We start from the raw sequence: 16,621 nt of genomic DNA on the forward strand, positions 1-16,621 counted from the left end.
ACTCGCCTCAGGTGCGGAGCAGGAGCGCCACGACGTCCACGAGCGCGATGCCGATGGCCGCCCGGAAGGGGCCGCGGCCGGACGACGTCCGCCCCGCCAGCGCCAGGGCACCGGCCGCGACGAGCGCGACGACCGCCACAGGATCGAGCCCACGGACTGGCACCACGACCGTCACGACCGTGCCGATCAGGAGCAGGGCGGTCGCGACGTCGATCGAGCGACGGGCCCCGAGCCGGTGGGGCAGCCCCCGGACGCCGGTGAGCCGGTCGTCCTCGAGGTCCGGCACCGCGTTGACGAGGTGCGCGCCGGTGCCCAGCAGCGCGCCGGCGGCGACGGTCCACCACGGGCCGGGCTCGTCCCGCGATGCGAGCGACACCACGACCGGCAGCCCCCCGAAGCACGCCGCGTACGGCAGCCACGACAGCACCGTGCGCTTGAGCCCGAGGTTGTACGCCCAGCCCCCCGCCACCAGAGCAAGGTGCAGCGTGCCGGGGAGGACGCCGAGGGCCAGCGAGGCCACGACCGTGGCGACCACCGCGACCGTCACGGCGGCGAGCACGACCCCGGGTCGCAGCTCGCCGGTCGCGATCGGCTTGTCCTGTCGGCCCGCTCGTCGGTCGCGGTCCAGGTCCACCAGGTCGTTGGTCCAGCCCACGGTCAGCTGGCCCGTGAGCGCTGCGACGCCGATCAGCAGCGCCGTGCCCGGCGAGGCGTCCCACGTCGTCGCGAGCAGCATCGCCACGAGGGTCACGGCGAGCGCGGGCTCGGGGTGGCTGGAGCGGACCAGCGCCCCTGGGACGGACATCAGTCCCGGTCGGAACGCACGTCCTGCACGACTCCCTCGTCCGCGGGCGCGGCGGGCCGCTTGCGCGCCACGACGAACCACGTGAGGGCGAGGAGGAACACGACCACCGACGTCAGGACGTTGAACCGCACGTCCGCACCGAACAGTGCGATGTGGTTGGCCTCGTCGATGCGCAGCTGCTCGATCCAGAACCGACCAGCGGTGTAGAGCATCGCGTAGAGCGCGAACGCGCGACCGTTGGTCAGCCTGAACTTGCGATCGATCGCGATGATCAGCGCCGCTGCGGCAAGGTTCCACAACAGCTCGTAGAGGAACGTGGGGTGGAACGTCGCCTGGTCGAGGTAGCCCGACGGGCGGTGCTCCGGGGAGATCTCCAGCGCCCAGGGCAGATCCGTCGGCTTGCCGAACAGCTCCTGGTTGAAGTAGTTGCCGATCCGGCCGATCGCCTGGGCGACGAGCAGCGCAGGGGCGAGCGCGTCGGCGACGGCCGAGAACGAGACGCCGTACCGGCGGCACGCGATGTACGCCCCGAGCGCGCCTCCCGCGACGGCGCCCCAGATGCCCAGGCCACCCTTCCAGATGAGGAAGACGTCGAGGGCGTTGCGGCCCTCGCCGAAGTAGAGCTCGGGATCGGTCGCGACGTGATAGATCCGCGCTCCGACGATGCCGAACGGGATCGCCCAGATCGCAACGTCGCCGATGATGCCCGCACGTCCCCCGCGCGCCTGGAAGCGGCGCTCGCCGATCCAGATCGCCACGAGGGCGCCGATGATGATGCCCAGCGCGTACGCCCGGAGCGGCAGCGGTCCGAGGTGCCACACGCCCTCGGAGGGGCTCGGGATGTACGCGAGCATCGTCAGCTCCTCTCGACGCCGGCGCGCAGGTCCTGCGCCAGGGCGCGGATCGCCTCGAGCCCGGCGGACTCGGTCTCGGCGTCCAGCAGACAGCGTACGAGGGCTGACCCGACGATGACAGCATCTGCGTAGGCCGCGATCTCGTGCGCCTGGGTGCCGTTGGAGACGCCCAGCCCCACGCCGACCGGCTTGTCGGTGACCTTCTTGACCCGGCCGACGAGCTCCTCGCCGAGCGAGCTGGTCTGGTCGCGGGCGCCCGTGACGCCCATGACGGCCGTCGCGTAGACGAATCCACTGGCGGCCTCGACGGTCATCTGCAGCCGCTCATCGGTCGACGACGGCGCGACCAGGAAGATCCGGTCGAGGCCGTGGGCGTGCGACGCTGCGACCCACTCGGCGCCCTCGTCGGGGATCAGGTCGGGCGTGATGAGCCCCGACCCTCCCGCGGCGGCGAGGTCGGCGGCGAAGCGGTCGACCCCGTAGCGCTCGACGGGGTTCCAGTAGGTCATGACGACGGTCGGTGCGCCGGTCGCGGCGCTGGCGCGCACGACGTCCAGGACGTCGGCGGGCCGGGTGCCACCGAGCAGCGCCTGGTCGGCAGCGGCCTGGATGACGGGGCCGTCCATCACGGGGTCGCTGTAGGGAAGGCCCACCTCGACGAGGTCCACTCCCCCCTCGACCATGGCCTCGATCGCGCGGACGGACAGCTCCTTGGACGGGAATCCGGCCGGGAGGTAGCCGACCAGTGCGGCGCGGTCCTCGCTGCGCGTGCGTGCGAAGAGCTCGTCGATCGCGCTCATTCCTCGACCCCCTGCTCCAGGACGACCGGCTCATCGATCAGCCCGAAGTACTCCGCGGCGGTGTGCACGTCCTTGTCGCCGCGGCCCGAGAGGTTGACCAGGATCGTCGCGTCCGGCCCGAGCTCCTTGGCCAGGTCGAGCGCGCCGGCCAGTGCGTGCGCCGACTCGATCGCGGGGATGATGCCCTCGGTCTTGCACAGCAGGTCGAACGCCGACATCGCGGCCGCGTCGGTCGCCGGCACGTACGACGCGCGGCCCGTGTCGGCCAGGAACGAGTGCTCGGGGCCGACACCCGGATAGTCCAGGCCTGCGGAGATCGAGTGCGACTCGACGGTCTGGCCGTCCTCGTCCTGCAGCAGGAACGACCGCGCACCGTGCAGCACGCCGACGTCGCCGCCCGTGATCGTCGCGGCGTGACGACCGGACTCGACGCCGTCGCCGCCGGCCTCGATGCCGACCAGACGGACGTCCGCGTCGTCGATGAAGGCGGTGAACAGGCCGATCGCGTTGGAGCCGCCGCCGACGCACGCGACGGCCGCGTCGGGCAGCCGGCCGTCGAGGGCCAGCACCTGCCGCCGGGCCTCGTCGCCGATGCCGCGGGTCAGGTCACGCACCATGCTGGGGAACGGGTGCGGTCCCGCGGCCGTGCCGAACAGGTACGACGTGGTGTCGACACTCGCGACCCAGTCGCGCAGGGCCTCGTTGATCGCGTCCTTGAGCGTGCGGCTGCCGCTCGTGACGGGGATGACCTCGGCGCCCAGCATCCGCATGCGCGCGACGTTGAGGGCCTGCCGCTCGGTGTCGACCTCGCCCATGTAGACCGTGCACTCCAGGTCGAGGTACGCGCAGGCCGTCGCGGAGGCGACCCCGTGCTGACCGGCCCCGGTCTCGGCGATCGCGCGCGGCTTGCCGATGCGCTTGGCGAGCAGCGCCTGCCCGATCACGTTGCGGATCTTGTGGGCGCCGGTGTGGTTGAGGTCCTCGCGCTTGAGCAGGATGCGCGCGCCCGCGGCCTCGGAGAAGCGGTGCGCCTCGTACAGCGGGCTCGGCACGTTGGCGTACTCGCGGAGCATCCGGTCGAGCTCGGTCATGAAGGCCGGATCCGCCTTCGCCTCGGTCCAGGCCCGGTCGAGCTCGTCGAGCGGCGCGATGAGCGCCTCGGGCATGAAGCGGCCGCCGAAGCGTCCGAAGTGGCCGGTGGTGTCGGGCTGTGCGTAGGTCATGTGTCCTCAGAGGGGTCAGGGGCAGCGGCGGGCGGACGAAGGCGCGTCACCGCAGCACGGTGACGCCACTACCAGCGGTGCTGCTGAAGCGCGGGATGGGCGCCGGCCGCGACGAGGTCCGCGACGCTGGCCCGGGGGTCGTCGCCGCGGACGAGGGTCTCGCCGACCAGCACGACGTTGGCGCCGGACTTGGCGTAGTCGATGACGTCCCGCGGACCGCGCACACCCGAGGCCGCGACCTTGACCGCGGTGTCGGGGATGAGGGGGGCGAGGCGCTCGAACGTGCCACGGTCGACCTCGAGCGTCTTGAGGTTGCGGGCGTTGACGCCGATCAGGTTGGCGCCGGCGTCGACCGCGCGCTTGACCTCGGCCTCGTCGTTGACCTCCACCAGGGGGGTCAGGCCGATCGACCGCGCCCGCTCGATGAGGCTCTCCAGCGCGATCTGCTCGAGGGCCGCGACGATGAGCAGCGCCATGTCGGCGCCGGCCGCGCGCGCCTCCCACAGCTGATAGGAGGTCGTGATGAAGTCCTTGCGCAGCAGCGGGACGTCGACCGTGCCGCGGACCGCGCGCAGGTCGGCCAGCGTGCCGCCGAAACGGCGCTCCTCGGTCAGCACGCTGATCGCTGCGGCACCGCCTGCGGCGTAGTCCGTCGCCAGCGCGGCAGGATCCTTGATGGTCGCGAGTCTGCCCTCGCTGGGGCTCGACCGCTTGACCTCGGCGATCACCGAGACGCCGTCCGACCGGAAGGCCGGCATCGGGTCCAGCGCAGGGGGCTGGCGCGACGCCTGTTGCTTGAGGTCTTCGAGGCTGGTCGCGGCCATGCGCGTCTCCAGGTCCTCGGCCACACCGACCAGGATCTCGTCGAGCACTGACATGGATCCTCCTCTGCGGTCGATGGTCCTGTCGTTCAAGGGTATCCCGACCCGGGTTCCCATGGACCCCGGGTTGTGTACAGACCGCACTCAGGGCGCGAGCCAGCTGCCCCACGGGGTCATCCGCACGACCGTGAACACCGCGAGGACGCCCAGCACCGCCGCGCCCGAGCCCTTGCCGAGCACGATCATGCGGTCGCGTCGCCCCGTGGACCGGCGCACGACCCACAGCACCCAGGCGACCGCCAGCACGGCGACCAGGACGACGGCCAGCGCATTGCTGCTGAGCGCTCCGACCAGGTCGCCGCGGGTGAGGTCGTTGACCGCGCGGAGCCCGCCGCACCCCGGGCACGGCTGGCCGGTCAGCGCCAGGAACGGGCAGAAGCCGTACGTGCCGGAGTCGTGCGGGTCGCGCAGGTGCAGCAGGACTGCCGCGGCGGTCCCGGCAGCCGCGACCGCCACCGGTGCCACCAGGGGGTGGACCGGCTCGCGGGCGGCTGGGACCGGGACCGCCATGGGTCAGTTCGCGGAGACGACGACCGTCGACACGACCTTGTCGTGCAGGGCCTGCTTCTTGTCGTCCCACAGCGGCCACAGCACGTTGATGTAGCAGGTGATGGTCGTCAGGATCGTGTTCAGCAGGTAGCGGCCGAGGGCCAGGCCGGCGCCCATGGGCTCGCCGGTCTGCTCCTTGACGACCTTGATGCCCACGATCTTCTTGCCCAGCGACTGGCCGGTGCGTCCCTGCCGGAACACGTAGTTCCACAGCGCGAAGACGAACGCGGCGAGGTAGCCCAGGCCCAGCAGCACGTAGCCGAGGGGGTTGGCACCCTCGATGGTCGTGTTGCCCGCGTAGTCGGTGCGCTCGGTGCCGGTCGCGGCGATCACGATGAAGCCCGCGATCAGCGGGACGAGCGCGACAGCCGCGCCGATGAGGCCGTCGAGCAGGTAGGCACCCACCCGTGAGCCCCAGCTCGCGAACGGACGCGGACCGTAGCCCTGGGGCGGCTGACCGTACGTCGGCGGCTGGCCGTAGCCCGGAGCCTGGCCGTATGCGGGGGGCTGGCCGTACGCGGGCGGCTGCTGGCCGTACCCGGGCGGGGGCGGCGGGGCCTGACCCTGCCCGGGGCCGTTGGGCGGCTGCGGCGGCTGCTGCGGCTGGCCCTGGGGACCGTCCTCACCGGGGTACTGGGGGTACTGCGGGTATTCGGTCATGGGAGGGCCTCAGATCCGTCGGCGGGGGTGAACGAGCGAAGGTCAGTTGTGGGAGTGCTCGGCGCGGTCGACGCCGAAGCCCGCTGCGGCCATGGCCCAGCCCACGATGCCGGAGGCGAGGGTGATGCCCACGCCGATCCAGAACATGATCCAGCGGGGCTCGGGGATCAGAGCGACGCCGCCGATCGTGATGCCGAGGAGGCACAAGATGACTCCGGTCCAGGCGGCTGGCGATGATCCGTGCATGGGACAACTCTCCTCGGGCGGTGATGGAACTCGCGGCCCAGACTACTGGGTGGGATCCTGCCCCTCGTCCATCGCCTTCCACATGTCGCTGTCGGAGACCTCCTCGGTCCCGGCAGCGCGGGCAGCGGGCGCCTCGTAGCGCCGCCCCATCGTGGGCCAGGCCCCGGCCCACCGGATCGTCGCTGCGCCCAGCAGGAAGGCCACGACGAACGCAAGCACCGTGACGGCGTACCACGGGGTGGACGAGATGTCGCCGATCGACTCCGGTCCGGTGAACGACGGGGACTCCTCCGCGGCCTTGCGCAGCGCCCGGTCGAGGGCGTCGCTGCCCGACGGCGGGGCCACCACCACGGCCAGGACCGACACCAGCATCGTCAGGGCGCCGACCACACGGCGCAGGCGCGGCCCCGCCGCCAGGACGGCCAGCGCAGCGGTGACGACGACCAGGGCGAGCGCCGAGACGAGCGGCTCCGCGTCCGTGCCGGACACACCGACCGTCGAGGGCGGCAGTCCCTCGGACGACAGCTTCGCATCCGCCCACGTGCGCGCCGCGGCGAAGAAGGCGAGCCCGCCCGCGGCCAGCGTCACGAGGACCACCGGGCCGTAGAGCCGCCGGGGGGTCACAGCAGGCGGTCCGCGTCGAAGCAGGTGAGGTCGCCGGTGTGGCAGGCGGGACCGGTCTGGTCCACGACGACGAGCAGGGTGTCGCCGTCGCAGTCGAGCCTGACCTCGCGGACGTGCTGGACGTGCCCCGAGGTCTCGCCCTTGACCCAGTAGGACTGGCGGCTGCGGCTCCAGAACGTGCCGCGCCCGGTGGTGAGCGTGCGGTGCAGCGCCTCGTCGTCCATCCAGCCGACCATCAGCACGTCGCGGCTGGTCGCGTCCTGGACGACCGCGGGCACGAGCCCGTCGGCGTCACGCTTGAGACGGTCGGCGATGGCGGGATCGAGGCTGGGCACGGGACCCAGTGTCTCAGGTGAGGTCATGACGCCTCCGTCACGGCCTGCGAGCCCGAGATCGAGGCCTGCGCGACCCAGCTCGCATGCAGTCGGGCGTACACCCCGCCCGCGTCGACGAGCTCGGCATGGCTGCCGTCCTCGACGAGCCGGCCCGCGTCGAAGACGAGCACCCGGTCCGCGTTCTCCGCGGTCGACAACCGGTGGGCGATCGTCACGCTCGAACGGCCGTCCAGCAGCTTGTCGAGCGCCCGGGTCGCCCGGAGCTCGGTCTGCGGGTCGACTGCGCTCGTGGCCTCGTCGAGCACGATGAGCTGCGGATCGGCCAGGGCCGAGCGCACGAGAGCGACCAGCTGGCGCTCCCCCGCCGACAGCGACTCGCCGCGCTGCCCGACCTGGGTGTCGAGGCCGTGGGGCAGGCCCGCGAACCAGTCGGTCAGCTCGAGCTCGTCGATCACGGCGACGAGCTCGCGGTCGCTCGCGTCCTGGCGGCCGTAGAGCAGGTTCTCGCGCAGCGTGGCGTCGAACAGGAAGCCCTCCTGCGGCACCATCAGGACGTGCCGTCGCAGGTCGGCGAACGACACGTCGCTGATGTCCTGCCAGGTCCCGCCGCTCGTGCCGAGGCTCACGACCCCCTCGGTGGGGTCCATCAGGCGGGTCAGCAGCTTGGCGAACGTCGTCTTGCCCGAGCCGGTCTCCCCCACGACCGCGACCCGCTGGCGCGGGGCGATCTCGACGTCGACGCCCGTGAGGACCGGCGGACCGCCCGGGTAGGCGAACGTGACACCGTCGAAGCGGGCGCTGAGTGATCCGCCGGGCAGCGGACGACCCGCGGGACCGGGGTCGACGACGTCGGCGGGGGTGTCGAGCAGGTCGATCACCCGGCGCCACGACGCGATCGCGTTCTGGGCGTCGGTCAGCACCTGCGTCGCAGTCTGCACCGGACCCACGAACAGGCCGACGAGGAACGCGAACGCGATGACCGTGCCCATGGACAGGTCACCGGCCACGCCCAGGATCACGCCGAACGCGACGACCGCGCCGATCGCGAGCCCACCCGCGACGCCGGACGCCGCGAACGTGACCGCGACGAGCTTCTGGGCCTTGACGTTGGCGTCGAGGTTGCCCTTGATGCCTTCGTCGACGCGGTCCTGGGTGCGCTTCTCGATCGCGTACGCACGCACGACCGAGGCGCCGACCACGGGCTCGGCGATCACGGCGATCATCTCGCCGACCGTGCGCCGCACGATGTCGTACGCGTCGCTGAGGCGCTGCGCGAACCACTTGAGGCTGATCGCCAGCGGCAGGAAGCAGACCAGCACGACGATCGTGAGCTGCCACGAGTAGTACGCCATGATGGCCGTCGCGACGAGGATCTGGCCCATGCTCACCACGATCTGGATGCCCGTGAACTGCAGGAACTGCGACACCTGGTCGATGTCGGACGTCACGCGGGAGACGAGCACGCCCCGGCGTTCGGAGTTCTGCGTCAGCATCGACAGGTCGTGCACGTGGCGGAAGGCGTCCACGCGCATCTGGGCCAGGCCCGTCTCGCTGGCCTTGAACAGCCTGATGCGCATCCAGTAGGCCACCGCGGCGGTGGACAGGACCAGGATCGCGGCGATCATCAGGAAGCCGGCGATGTCGCCGACGCCGGTGTCGGCGCCGTCGCCGAGCCCGGAGTCGACCGTGCGCTGGATCAGGATCGGGATGACCGATCCGCCCACGGTGCTGAGGATCGCGAGCACGATCGTGAAGCCGAGCCCGTCCTTGATCGCGGGTGACAGCGCGAGCCCCCGCCGGATGATCGCGGTGCCGCTCAGGCGGCTGGACTCGATCTCGGGGAGATCGTCGACCGTGCTCATGACTGTGCCTCCCTCGCCTGGTCGTAGGCGTTGACGAGATTGCGGTAGTCGGGCGAGGCCTCGACCAGCTCGTCGTGGCTGCCGCGCGCGGCGATCGCGCCCTCGTCGAGGAACACCACCTCGTCGGCCAGCGCGATCGTGGCCTTGCGGTAGGCGACCACGAGGACCGTCGGGCCCTCACCGTCCGACGTGTGGGCCGCGAGGGCCTTGAGGATGCGCTGCTCGACCTCGGGGTCGACCGCGCTCGTGGCGTCGTCCATCACGAGCAGGCGCGGGTGACGGACCAGTGCGCGGGCGAGCGAGAGCCGCTGGCGCTGGCCGCCCGACAGCGTCGTGCCGCGCTCCCCCAGCTCGGAGTCGAGCCCGCGCGGCAGGGCGGCGACGAAGTCGGCGGCCTGGACCGTGCGGAGCGCTGCCCAGACCTCGTCGTCGGAGTAGTCGGCGCCGAGCGTGATGTTCTCGCGCACGCTGTCGTCGAACAGGAACGTGCCCTGCGGGACGACCGCGATGACCCGAGCCAGCTCGTCGTGCGTCAGCTCGCGGATGTCGACGCCGTCCACCGCGATGCGTCCGCCCTGCGGATCGACCAGACGGGTGAGCAGCGAGGTCAGCGTGCTCTTGCCGCTGCCGGTCGCACCCACGACCGCGACGACCCGGCCGGGCTGGACGTCGAACGAGATGTGCCGCAGGACGTCGCGGTCCGCGTCGTCGAAGCGGAACGTCAGGTCCTCGACGTCAAGGCGCACGGGCCCGTCACCCGGCAGGGTCTGCGTGCCGTACGGCATCGAGCCGCGCTCCTGCAGCACCGCCTCGACCCGCTCCCAGCTGACGACGCTGCGAGGCAGCTCGCCGAGCACCCAGCCGATCGCGCGGACCGGGAAGGCCACGACCGTGAACAGGTAGGCCACCGCCACGACGTCGCCCGGGTCGGCCGCGCCGCTCGCGACCCGGCCGACGCCGAGCACGATGACCATCAGGATGCCGATGTTGGGCAGCGCCTCGAGCAACGGGTCGAACACGCTGCGGATGCGACCCACGGCGATGTTGGCGTCCCGCAGCTCGTGCGAGACCTCGCGGAAGCGGTCGGTCTCGTCGGTCTCGCGGCCGAGCGACTTCACGACGAGCGCACCGTCGAACGACTCGTGCGCGACGGCGCTGACCGAGCCCCGCAGCGACTGCGCGTGGGCGACCTTGGGCGAGAGCCAGCGCTGGTAGAAGACGTTGATGATGAACAGGGCCGGGAACACGACGAGCCCCACGAGGGTCAGGACGAGGTCGGCGCGGACCATCTCGGCGATGGCCGCGACGAGCATCGCGATGACGCCGATCGCCATGGGCAGGGGCATGAAGACCGCCCACGCACCCTCGACATCGGCGTTCGCGTTGGACAGCAGCTGTCCGGTCGGGTGCCGGTGGTGCCACGACATCGGCAGGGAGAGGTACTGGCGGGTGACCCGCCGGCGGTACTCCGCGACGAGGCGGTAGTAGACGATCCCGCCGATGAGGCGGCGGGCCACGATGCCGAGCGCCCGCAGGATCGCGACCGCCATGAACAGCGAGATGGCCGCGACGAGCGCCCCCTCGGCGACGTCGCCGCGGGCGAACGACGGACGGATCACGTTGTCGGTCGCCCAACCGAGGACGCGGGCGTCCGCGACGGTCATGAAGCCGAACAGCACGCTGCCGATGACCGACACCCAGAACAGGAACCGCTGCTCCTTGATGCCGCGCCCGAGCAGCGCGAACCCGCGCCGGGTGATCTTGTCGGTCCGGGCGTCGCCGAGGTCGCGGTCGCGCGGCCCGGAGGTCGGGTCGGCCTCGAGGGGGTCGGTGGGGTCGGTCGTCTTGGTCGTGTCGTTAACGGACACGGTGTCCAGCAGCTCGCAAGGTCTCTTTCACCTGTCCGATGGTCAGGTCGCCGAAGTGGAACACACTCGCGGCGAGCACGGCGTCGGCGCCGGCCTCGATCGCTTCGGGGAAGTGCTCCAGGCGTCCGGCGCCACCACTCGCGATGAGCGGCACCTGTGTAACGTCACGGACCGCCCGAATCATTTCCAGGTCGAAGCCGTCCTTCGTCCCGTCGGCGTCCATCGAGTTGAGCAGCACCTCGCCGGCGCCGAGCTCGGTGGCCCGGCGGGCCCACTCGACCGCGTCGATCCCCGCGGACCTGCGCCCACCGTGGGTCGTGACCTCGAAGCCGCTCGGCTGCTCGTCGGACCGGCGCGCGTCCACGCTCAGCACCAGGACCTGGCTGCCGAAGCGGTGCGCGATCTCGGCGATGACCTCGGGCCGGTCGATCGCCGCGGTGTTGATGCCCACCTTGTCGGCGCCGGCCCTCAGCAGCCGGTCCACGTCGTCGGGGGTGCGGACACCGCCGCCGACCGTGAGCGGGATGAACACCTGGTCGGCGGTGCGACCCACGACGTCGAACGTCGTGCTGCGATTGCCCGACGAGGCCGTGATGTCGAGGAAGGTCAGCTCGTCGGCGCCCTCGGCGTCGTACACCTTCGCCATCTCCACGGGATCGCCCGCATCACGCAGGTCGACGAAGTTGACGCCCTTGACGACGCGACCGTTGTCGACGTCCAGGCACGGGATGACACGGACCGAGAGGCTCACCGGACGAGCCTACCGGGGCCGACCGATCTTTATGCGTTCGCGGTGCGGGGGCTACGCAAACGCCGAAACGTCCGTCGCCGGTGTCACCGATCTTTGTGCGTTCGCGGTGCTAGGGCTACGCAAACGCCGAAAGATCGGTCGCTCGCGACGGGCGGTCAGCTGGGCGAGTCGTCGTCGCGTCGGCGGGCTCGGCGGGACTCGGCCAGCTTGTCCTCGATCGCCTCGATCCGGGACTCGGCGTTGAGCCTCGTCGAGGCGTAGCCGATGCCGACACCGAGCGACGGGAACACCGGCCAGAAGAACAGGAGCTCGCCCGCGGCGGCGCTCGTGGCAGCCCAGATGGCCGTGCACAGGCCCGACACGAACAGCCAGCCGTTGCGCGCGTCCCGCAGATCGCGGCGGTACGTCACGAGCGCCTCGGAGCGCAGCTGGGTCGAGACGGCGGGGACCGGCGCCGGCCCGGACGGGAAGAGGTCGACGAGGAGCGGCAGGAAGCCGCCGATCGAGCGGACGCCGAGCGCCGTCGAGCTGCGGTCGTCGTACTCGTCGCGGGTGAGCCGGCCGTCGGCGTAGGCCTCGCGCAGGGCGGCGGCCGCGACGTCCCGGTCGGCGTCGGACGCCTTCAGGTCGGCCGAGGCGGACTCGCGCGGGTCGGCCGAGAACGTCAACCAGACGTCGGCGGCCGCCACGGGTCAGCTCTCCCGGACCGCGGCCAGGGCCTCGGGCAGGGTGAACGCACCGGCGTACAGCGCCTTGCCGACGATCGCGCCCTCGACGCCGACACCCGTCAGGGTCGCGATGTCCCGCAGGTCCTGCAGGCTGGAGACGCCGCCGGACGCCACGACCGGCTTGTCGGTCTGCTCGCAGACCTGGCGCAGCAGGTCGAGGTTGGGACCGGTCAGCGTGCCGTCCTTGGTGACGTCGGTGACCACGTAGCGGGCGCAGCCGTCGCGCTCGAGGCGGGCGAGCACCTCGAACAGGTCGCCGCCCTCCTCGGTCCACCCGCGGGCCGCGAGGGTCGTGCCGCGCACGTCCAGGCCCACGGCGATGCGATCGCCGTACTGGCCGATGGCCTTGGCGCACCAGTCGGGGTTCTCGATCGCGGCGGTGCCCAGGTTCACGCGGGTGCAGCCGGTCGCGAGCGCGGCCTCGAGGGACGCGTCGTCGCGGATGCCGCCGGACAGCTCGACCTTGACGTCGAGGCGCCCGACGACCTCGGCCAGCAGCTCACGGTTGGAGCCCTTGCCGAATGCGGCGTCGAGATCCACGAGGTGGATCCACTCCGCTCCGTCGGTCTGCCACTGCAGGGCGGCGTCGAGCGGGGATCCGTAGGCGGTCTCGCTGCCGAGCTCGCCCTGGACGAGGCGCACGGCCTGTCCATCGGCGACGTCGACGGCGGGAAGGAGTTCGAGGGTCACGCAGGCGATGCTATCTGTCGCCCGAGCGGTCCCCCGCCCCGCCCGGATCGGGCGGACGGCGGGCCTAGAGCGTCGCGAGCCAGTTCTGCAGCAGGCGCAGGCCCGCGTCGCCGGACTTCTCGGGGTGGAACTGCGTCGCCCACAGCGGACCGTGCTCGACCGCCGAGACGAAGCGCTCCTCGGCGTACTCGGTCCAGGTCACCTGAGGGTCGGGGAACGCCGGCGGCTGCGACAGCACCCAGTCGCGCAGCCCGTAGGAGTGCACGAAGTAGAACCGTTCGTCCTCCAGGCCCGCGAACATGCGCGATCCCTCGCCCGGCTCGACCGTGTTCCAGCCCATGTGGGGCACGATCGGGGCTTGCAAGCGCTCGATGACCCCGGGCCACTCGCCGCAGCCCTTGGTCCGCACGCCGTGCTCGATGCCCTCCGCGAACAGGATCTGCATGCCGACACAGATGCCCAGCACCGGACGACCGGCGATCAGCCGACGCTCGATGATGCGGACGCCGTCGACCGCCTCGAGCCCCTTCATGCAGGACTCGAACGCCCCCACGCCCGGGACCAGCAGGCCGTCCGCCTCCGCGGCCACGCGGGCATCGGCGGTCAGCTCGACCTCGGCACCGGCGCGCTCGACCGCGCGCACCGCCGACCGGAGGTTGCCCGATCCGTAGTCCAGCACTGCCACCCGGGGACGGGTCACAACGCACCCTTCGTCGACGGCACGCCGGACTCACGCGGGTCGAGGGCGATCGCCTCCCGGAACGCGCGCGCCACAGCCTTGAACTGCGCCTCGGCGATGTGGTGCGGATCGCGACCCTCGACCAGGCGTACGTGCATCGTGACCGCCGCGTGGTGCGCGATCGACTCCAGGACGTGCGCGGTCAGCGAGCCGGAGTACTGCCCGCCGATGATCGCGGTGATCTGGCGCTCGGGCTCACCCGAGTGCACGAAATAGGGACGGCCCGACACGTCGACGACGGCCTGGGCGAGCGACTCGTCGAGCGGCACGAGCGCATCGCCGTAGCGCTTGATGCCTGCCTTGTCGCCGAGCGCCTCGCGCAGCGCCTGTCCGAGGCAGATCGCCGTGTCCTCGACCGTGTGGTGGGCGTCGATGTGCAGATCGCCCTCGGTCCTGACCGTGAGGTCGATCAACGAGTGCCGGGAGAACGCCGTGAGCATGTGGTCGTAGAAGCCGACACCGGTCGAGATGTCGTTGGCCCCGGTGCCGTCGAGGTCGACCTCGACCACGACGTGCGACTCGGAGGTCTTCCGCTCGATGCGCGCTGTGCGGGCCTCGCGGGATGTCTTGCGAAGCGTCATCGGGTCACCTCCTGGAGTGCCGTCCTGAATGCCTGCATGTCCTGTGGCGTGCCGATCGACACGCGTAGCCATCCTAGGGGCCCGACCTCACGGATCAGCACCCCGCGGTCCAGCAGCCCTTGCCAGACCTGGTGCCGGTCCTCGAACCGGCCGAACAAGATGAAGTTGGCGTCGGAGTCAGCGACCTCGAAGCCCTCGGCGCGCAGCCAGTCGGCGGTCTCGTCGCGGGTCGTGCGCAGGGCGTCGACCTGGGCCAGCAGCTCGTCCCGGTGACGCAGCGCGGCGGTCGCGGCCGCCTGGCTGACCGCGGACAGGTGGTACGGCAGCCGGACGATGCGCAGTGCGTCGATGATCGCGGCGTCCGCGGCGACGTAGCCGAGGCGGCCTCCGGCCAGCGCGAATGCCTTGCTCATCGTGCGGGTCACCAGCAGCCGCGGGAACTCCTCGAGCAGCTCGAGCGCGCTGGGCGTCCCGTCGCGGCGGAACTCCGCGTACGCCTCGTCGACCACGACGACGCCAGGGGCCGCTTCCAGCACCGCCCGCGTGTGCGCGGGGTCCAGCGCCGAGCCGGTCGGGTTGTTGGGCGACGTCAGGATCACGACGTCCGGCTTCTCGGCGGCGATCAGCTCGAGGGCCGCGTCGACGTCGATCCCGAAGTCGTCGCGGCGACGCCCCGCGACCCAGCGGGTGTGCGTGTTGCGGGCGTACTCGGGATACATCGAGTACGTCGGCGCGAACGACACCGCGGTGCGGCCGGGCCCGCCGAACGCCTGCAGCACCTGCTGCATGACCTCGTTGGAGCCGTTCGCGGCCCACACCCGGTCGGCGGTGAGCCCGTGGCCCAGGTACGCCGCCAGCGACGTCCGCAGCTCGGTCGCCTCGCGGTCGGGATAGCGGTTGAGCGTCGTCGCGACGCGCAGCACGGAGTCCGCGATGTCGCGGGCGGTCTCCTCGCTCGGGCCGTAGGGATTCTCGTTGGTGTTGAGCTGGACGGGCACGTCGAGCTGGGGCGCACCGTACGGCTCGTCGTCCCGGAGCTCCTCGCGGATCGGGACCCAGTCGGGAACGGGCATCAGCGCGACGTCCGGATCGACACGGCCGCGCCGTGCGAGGGCAGGTTCTCGGCCTCGGCCAGCGTGACGACGTGGTCGCCCACCTCACGCAGCGCCGCCTCGGAGTAGGTCACGACGTGCATGTTCTTGCAGAACGCCCGCACCGACAGACCCGAGGAGTGGCACGCGCAGCCCGCCGTCGGCAGGACGTGGTTGGAGCCGGCCGCGTAGTCGCCGAGCGACACCGGGGTGTGCGAGCCCACGAAGATCGCGCCGGCGTTGACGATCCGGGCCGCGACCTGGCCCGCGTCGGCGGTCTGGATCTCCAGGTGCTCGGCGGCGTAGCCGTTCGCGACGTCGACGGCCTGGTCGAGGTCGCGGACCAGGACGGTCGCCGACTGCGGGCCGTCGAGGGCCGTGGTGATGCGGTCGGCGTGCTTGGCGTCCTCGACCTGCAGGTCCACCTCCACCTCGACCGCCGTCGCGAGCACCTCGCTGTCGGTGATCAGGACGCTCGCGGCCATGGGATCGTGCTCGGCCTGGCTGATCAGGTCGGCCGCGATGAACGCGGGGTCGGCGGTGTCGTCGGCGATGATCGCGATCTCCGTGGGGCCCGCCTCGGAGTCGATGCTGACGGTGCCCTGCAGGTGGCGCTTGGCCGCTGCGACGTAGATGTTGCCGGGACCCGTGATGAGGTTGACCGGGCGGCAGTCGACACCGTCGTCGGACGACGCGCCGTACGCGAACATCGCGAGCGCCTGGGCGCCTCCGGCCGCGTAGACCTCGTCGATGCCGAGCAGGGCGCACGCCGCGAGGATCGTGGGGTGCGGCAGTCCGCCGAACTCGGACTGCGGCGGGCTGGCCAACGCGATGCCGGGCACGCCCGCGACCTGGGCGGGGACCGCGTTCATGATCACGGTGCTGACGAGGGGCGCGAGGCCACCCGGGACGTAGAGGCCGACGCGCTGCATCGGCACGATCCGCCGCTCGACCGTCGCACCCGGGGCGACGTCGGTGACCAGCGACTGCTCGAGCTCGGCGGCGCAGGTCTGGCGCAACCGGCGGATCGACTCCTCCAGCGCGGCGCGGATCTCGGGCGCCAGGTCTGCGAGCGCGTCACTCAGCGCGGCTGCCGGGACCCGGAGCTGCTCCGGACGTACGCCGTCGAACTTCTCGCCCGCGTCCAGCACCGCCTGGGTGCCGCGCCTGCGCACGTCGTCGCAGATCGGGCGGACGGCCGCCAGCGCATGCTCGACGTCGACGGCCGCACGTGGCACGGCAGCGCTGTAGACCGCGGGGGCCTCGTCGGCAGAGGGGTCGAGCTCACGAAGGTCGAGACGTCTCATCACACCATCAAGTCTACGGACGCACTA

19 protein-coding genes are annotated in these 16,621 nt (G+C 71.7%); all 19 read right to left on the bottom strand.

Annotation, left to right across the window (positions count from 1 at the left end; translation table 11 throughout):
* Positions 1–7 precede the first annotated feature (7 nt).
* The gene (locus tag GEV27_RS11385; RefSeq protein WP_153934350.1) at positions 8–805 is read right to left on the bottom strand and encodes a UbiA family prenyltransferase; all 798 of its coding nucleotides are present in this window, start codon (positions 803–805) and stop codon (positions 8–10) included.
* Entirely contained in the window at positions 805–1,659 is an 855-nt protein-coding gene (lgt, locus tag GEV27_RS11390; protein ID WP_194944187.1) for a prolipoprotein diacylglyceryl transferase, read from the bottom strand. Before lgt ends, GEV27_RS11385 begins: the two co-directional genes overlap by 1 nt.
* A gap of 2 nt (positions 1,660–1,661) precedes the next feature.
* Positions 1,662–2,459, bottom strand: coding sequence for a tryptophan synthase subunit alpha (trpA, locus tag GEV27_RS11395; protein WP_153934354.1), 798 nt, complete (start codon positions 2,457–2,459; stop codon positions 1,662–1,664).
* Positions 2,456–3,682 (bottom strand): tryptophan synthase subunit beta, encoded by a 1,227-nt coding sequence (trpB, locus tag GEV27_RS11400; RefSeq protein WP_153911457.1) that lies wholly within the window; start codon positions 3,680–3,682, stop codon positions 2,456–2,458. The genes trpA and trpB overlap by 4 nt, the downstream gene beginning before the upstream one ends.
* Positions 3,683–3,750: 68 nt before the next feature.
* Positions 3,751–4,560 carry an indole-3-glycerol phosphate synthase TrpC gene (gene trpC, locus GEV27_RS11405; protein ID WP_153934356.1) on the bottom strand — a complete coding sequence of 270 codons (810 nt, stop codon included), beginning with the start codon at positions 4,558–4,560 and terminating at the stop codon, positions 3,751–3,753.
* A gap of 87 nt (positions 4,561–4,647) precedes the next feature.
* Positions 4,648–5,073: a DUF2752 domain-containing protein gene (locus GEV27_RS11410; RefSeq protein ID WP_153934358.1), complete on the bottom strand. Its 426-nt coding sequence runs from the start codon at positions 5,071–5,073 to the stop codon at positions 4,648–4,650.
* A 3-nt stretch (positions 5,074–5,076) separates the two neighbouring features.
* Positions 5,077–5,772: an RDD family protein gene (locus tag GEV27_RS11415; protein ID WP_153934360.1), complete on the bottom strand. Its 696-nt coding sequence runs from the start codon at positions 5,770–5,772 to the stop codon at positions 5,077–5,079.
* Positions 5,773–5,814: 42 nt separating this feature from the next.
* Positions 5,815–6,018 (bottom strand): HGxxPAAW family protein, encoded by a 204-nt coding sequence (locus GEV27_RS11420; protein ID WP_153652413.1) that lies wholly within the window; start codon positions 6,016–6,018, stop codon positions 5,815–5,817.
* A 42-nt stretch (positions 6,019–6,060) separates the two neighbouring features.
* Positions 6,061–6,642 carry a Trp biosynthesis-associated membrane protein gene (locus tag GEV27_RS11425; protein WP_194944188.1) on the bottom strand — a complete coding sequence of 194 codons (582 nt, stop codon included), beginning with the start codon at positions 6,640–6,642 and terminating at the stop codon, positions 6,061–6,063.
* Positions 6,639–7,004, bottom strand: coding sequence for a phosphoribosyl-AMP cyclohydrolase (gene hisI, locus GEV27_RS11430; RefSeq protein ID WP_153911460.1), 366 nt, complete (start codon positions 7,002–7,004; stop codon positions 6,639–6,641). The genes GEV27_RS11425 and hisI overlap by 4 nt, the downstream gene beginning before the upstream one ends.
* The gene (locus GEV27_RS11435; protein WP_153911461.1) at positions 7,001–8,839 is read right to left on the bottom strand and encodes an ABC transporter ATP-binding protein; all 1,839 of its coding nucleotides are present in this window, start codon (positions 8,837–8,839) and stop codon (positions 7,001–7,003) included. Before GEV27_RS11435 ends, hisI begins: the two co-directional genes overlap by 4 nt.
* Entirely contained in the window at positions 8,836–10,707 is a 1,872-nt protein-coding gene (locus tag GEV27_RS11440) for an ABC transporter ATP-binding protein (protein WP_309222198.1), read from the bottom strand. Before GEV27_RS11440 ends, GEV27_RS11435 begins: the two co-directional genes overlap by 4 nt.
* The gene (gene hisF / locus GEV27_RS11445) at positions 10,697–11,458 is read right to left on the bottom strand and encodes an imidazole glycerol phosphate synthase subunit HisF (protein WP_309222199.1); all 762 of its coding nucleotides are present in this window, start codon (positions 11,456–11,458) and stop codon (positions 10,697–10,699) included. The genes GEV27_RS11440 and hisF overlap by 11 nt, the downstream gene beginning before the upstream one ends.
* Positions 11,459–11,613: 155 nt before the next feature.
* The gene (locus GEV27_RS11450; protein WP_153934367.1) at positions 11,614–12,147 is read right to left on the bottom strand and encodes a DUF1707 domain-containing protein; all 534 of its coding nucleotides are present in this window, start codon (positions 12,145–12,147) and stop codon (positions 11,614–11,616) included.
* A 3-nt stretch (positions 12,148–12,150) separates the two neighbouring features.
* On the bottom strand, positions 12,151–12,876 hold the full coding sequence (gene priA / locus GEV27_RS11455; protein WP_153652407.1) for a bifunctional 1-(5-phosphoribosyl)-5-((5-phosphoribosylamino)methylideneamino)imidazole-4-carboxamide isomerase/phosphoribosylanthranilate isomerase PriA: 726 nt from the start codon (positions 12,874–12,876) through the stop codon (positions 12,151–12,153).
* Positions 12,877–12,940: 64 nt separating this feature from the next.
* A complete protein-coding gene (gene hisH / locus GEV27_RS11460) occupies positions 12,941–13,576 on the bottom strand; it encodes an imidazole glycerol phosphate synthase subunit HisH (protein WP_153652406.1) in 636 nt (211 codons plus the stop codon).
* Positions 13,573–14,196 carry an imidazoleglycerol-phosphate dehydratase HisB gene (gene hisB, locus GEV27_RS11465; protein WP_153911464.1) on the bottom strand — a complete coding sequence of 208 codons (624 nt, stop codon included), beginning with the start codon at positions 14,194–14,196 and terminating at the stop codon, positions 13,573–13,575. The genes hisH and hisB overlap by 4 nt, the downstream gene beginning before the upstream one ends.
* Positions 14,193–15,269: a histidinol-phosphate transaminase gene (locus GEV27_RS11470; RefSeq protein WP_153911465.1), complete on the bottom strand. Its 1,077-nt coding sequence runs from the start codon at positions 15,267–15,269 to the stop codon at positions 14,193–14,195. Before GEV27_RS11470 ends, hisB begins: the two co-directional genes overlap by 4 nt.
* Complete coding sequence (gene hisD / locus GEV27_RS11475) at positions 15,269–16,597, bottom strand: histidinol dehydrogenase (RefSeq protein WP_243838995.1); 1,329 nt, start codon at positions 16,595–16,597, stop codon at positions 15,269–15,271. Before hisD ends, GEV27_RS11470 begins: the two co-directional genes overlap by 1 nt.
* Positions 16,598–16,621 lie beyond the last annotated feature (24 nt).

It is taken from the genome of Aeromicrobium sp. S22 (genome assembly GCF_009661045.1).
Lineage (GTDB): Bacteria > Actinomycetota > Actinomycetes > Propionibacteriales > Nocardioidaceae > Aeromicrobium > Aeromicrobium yanjiei.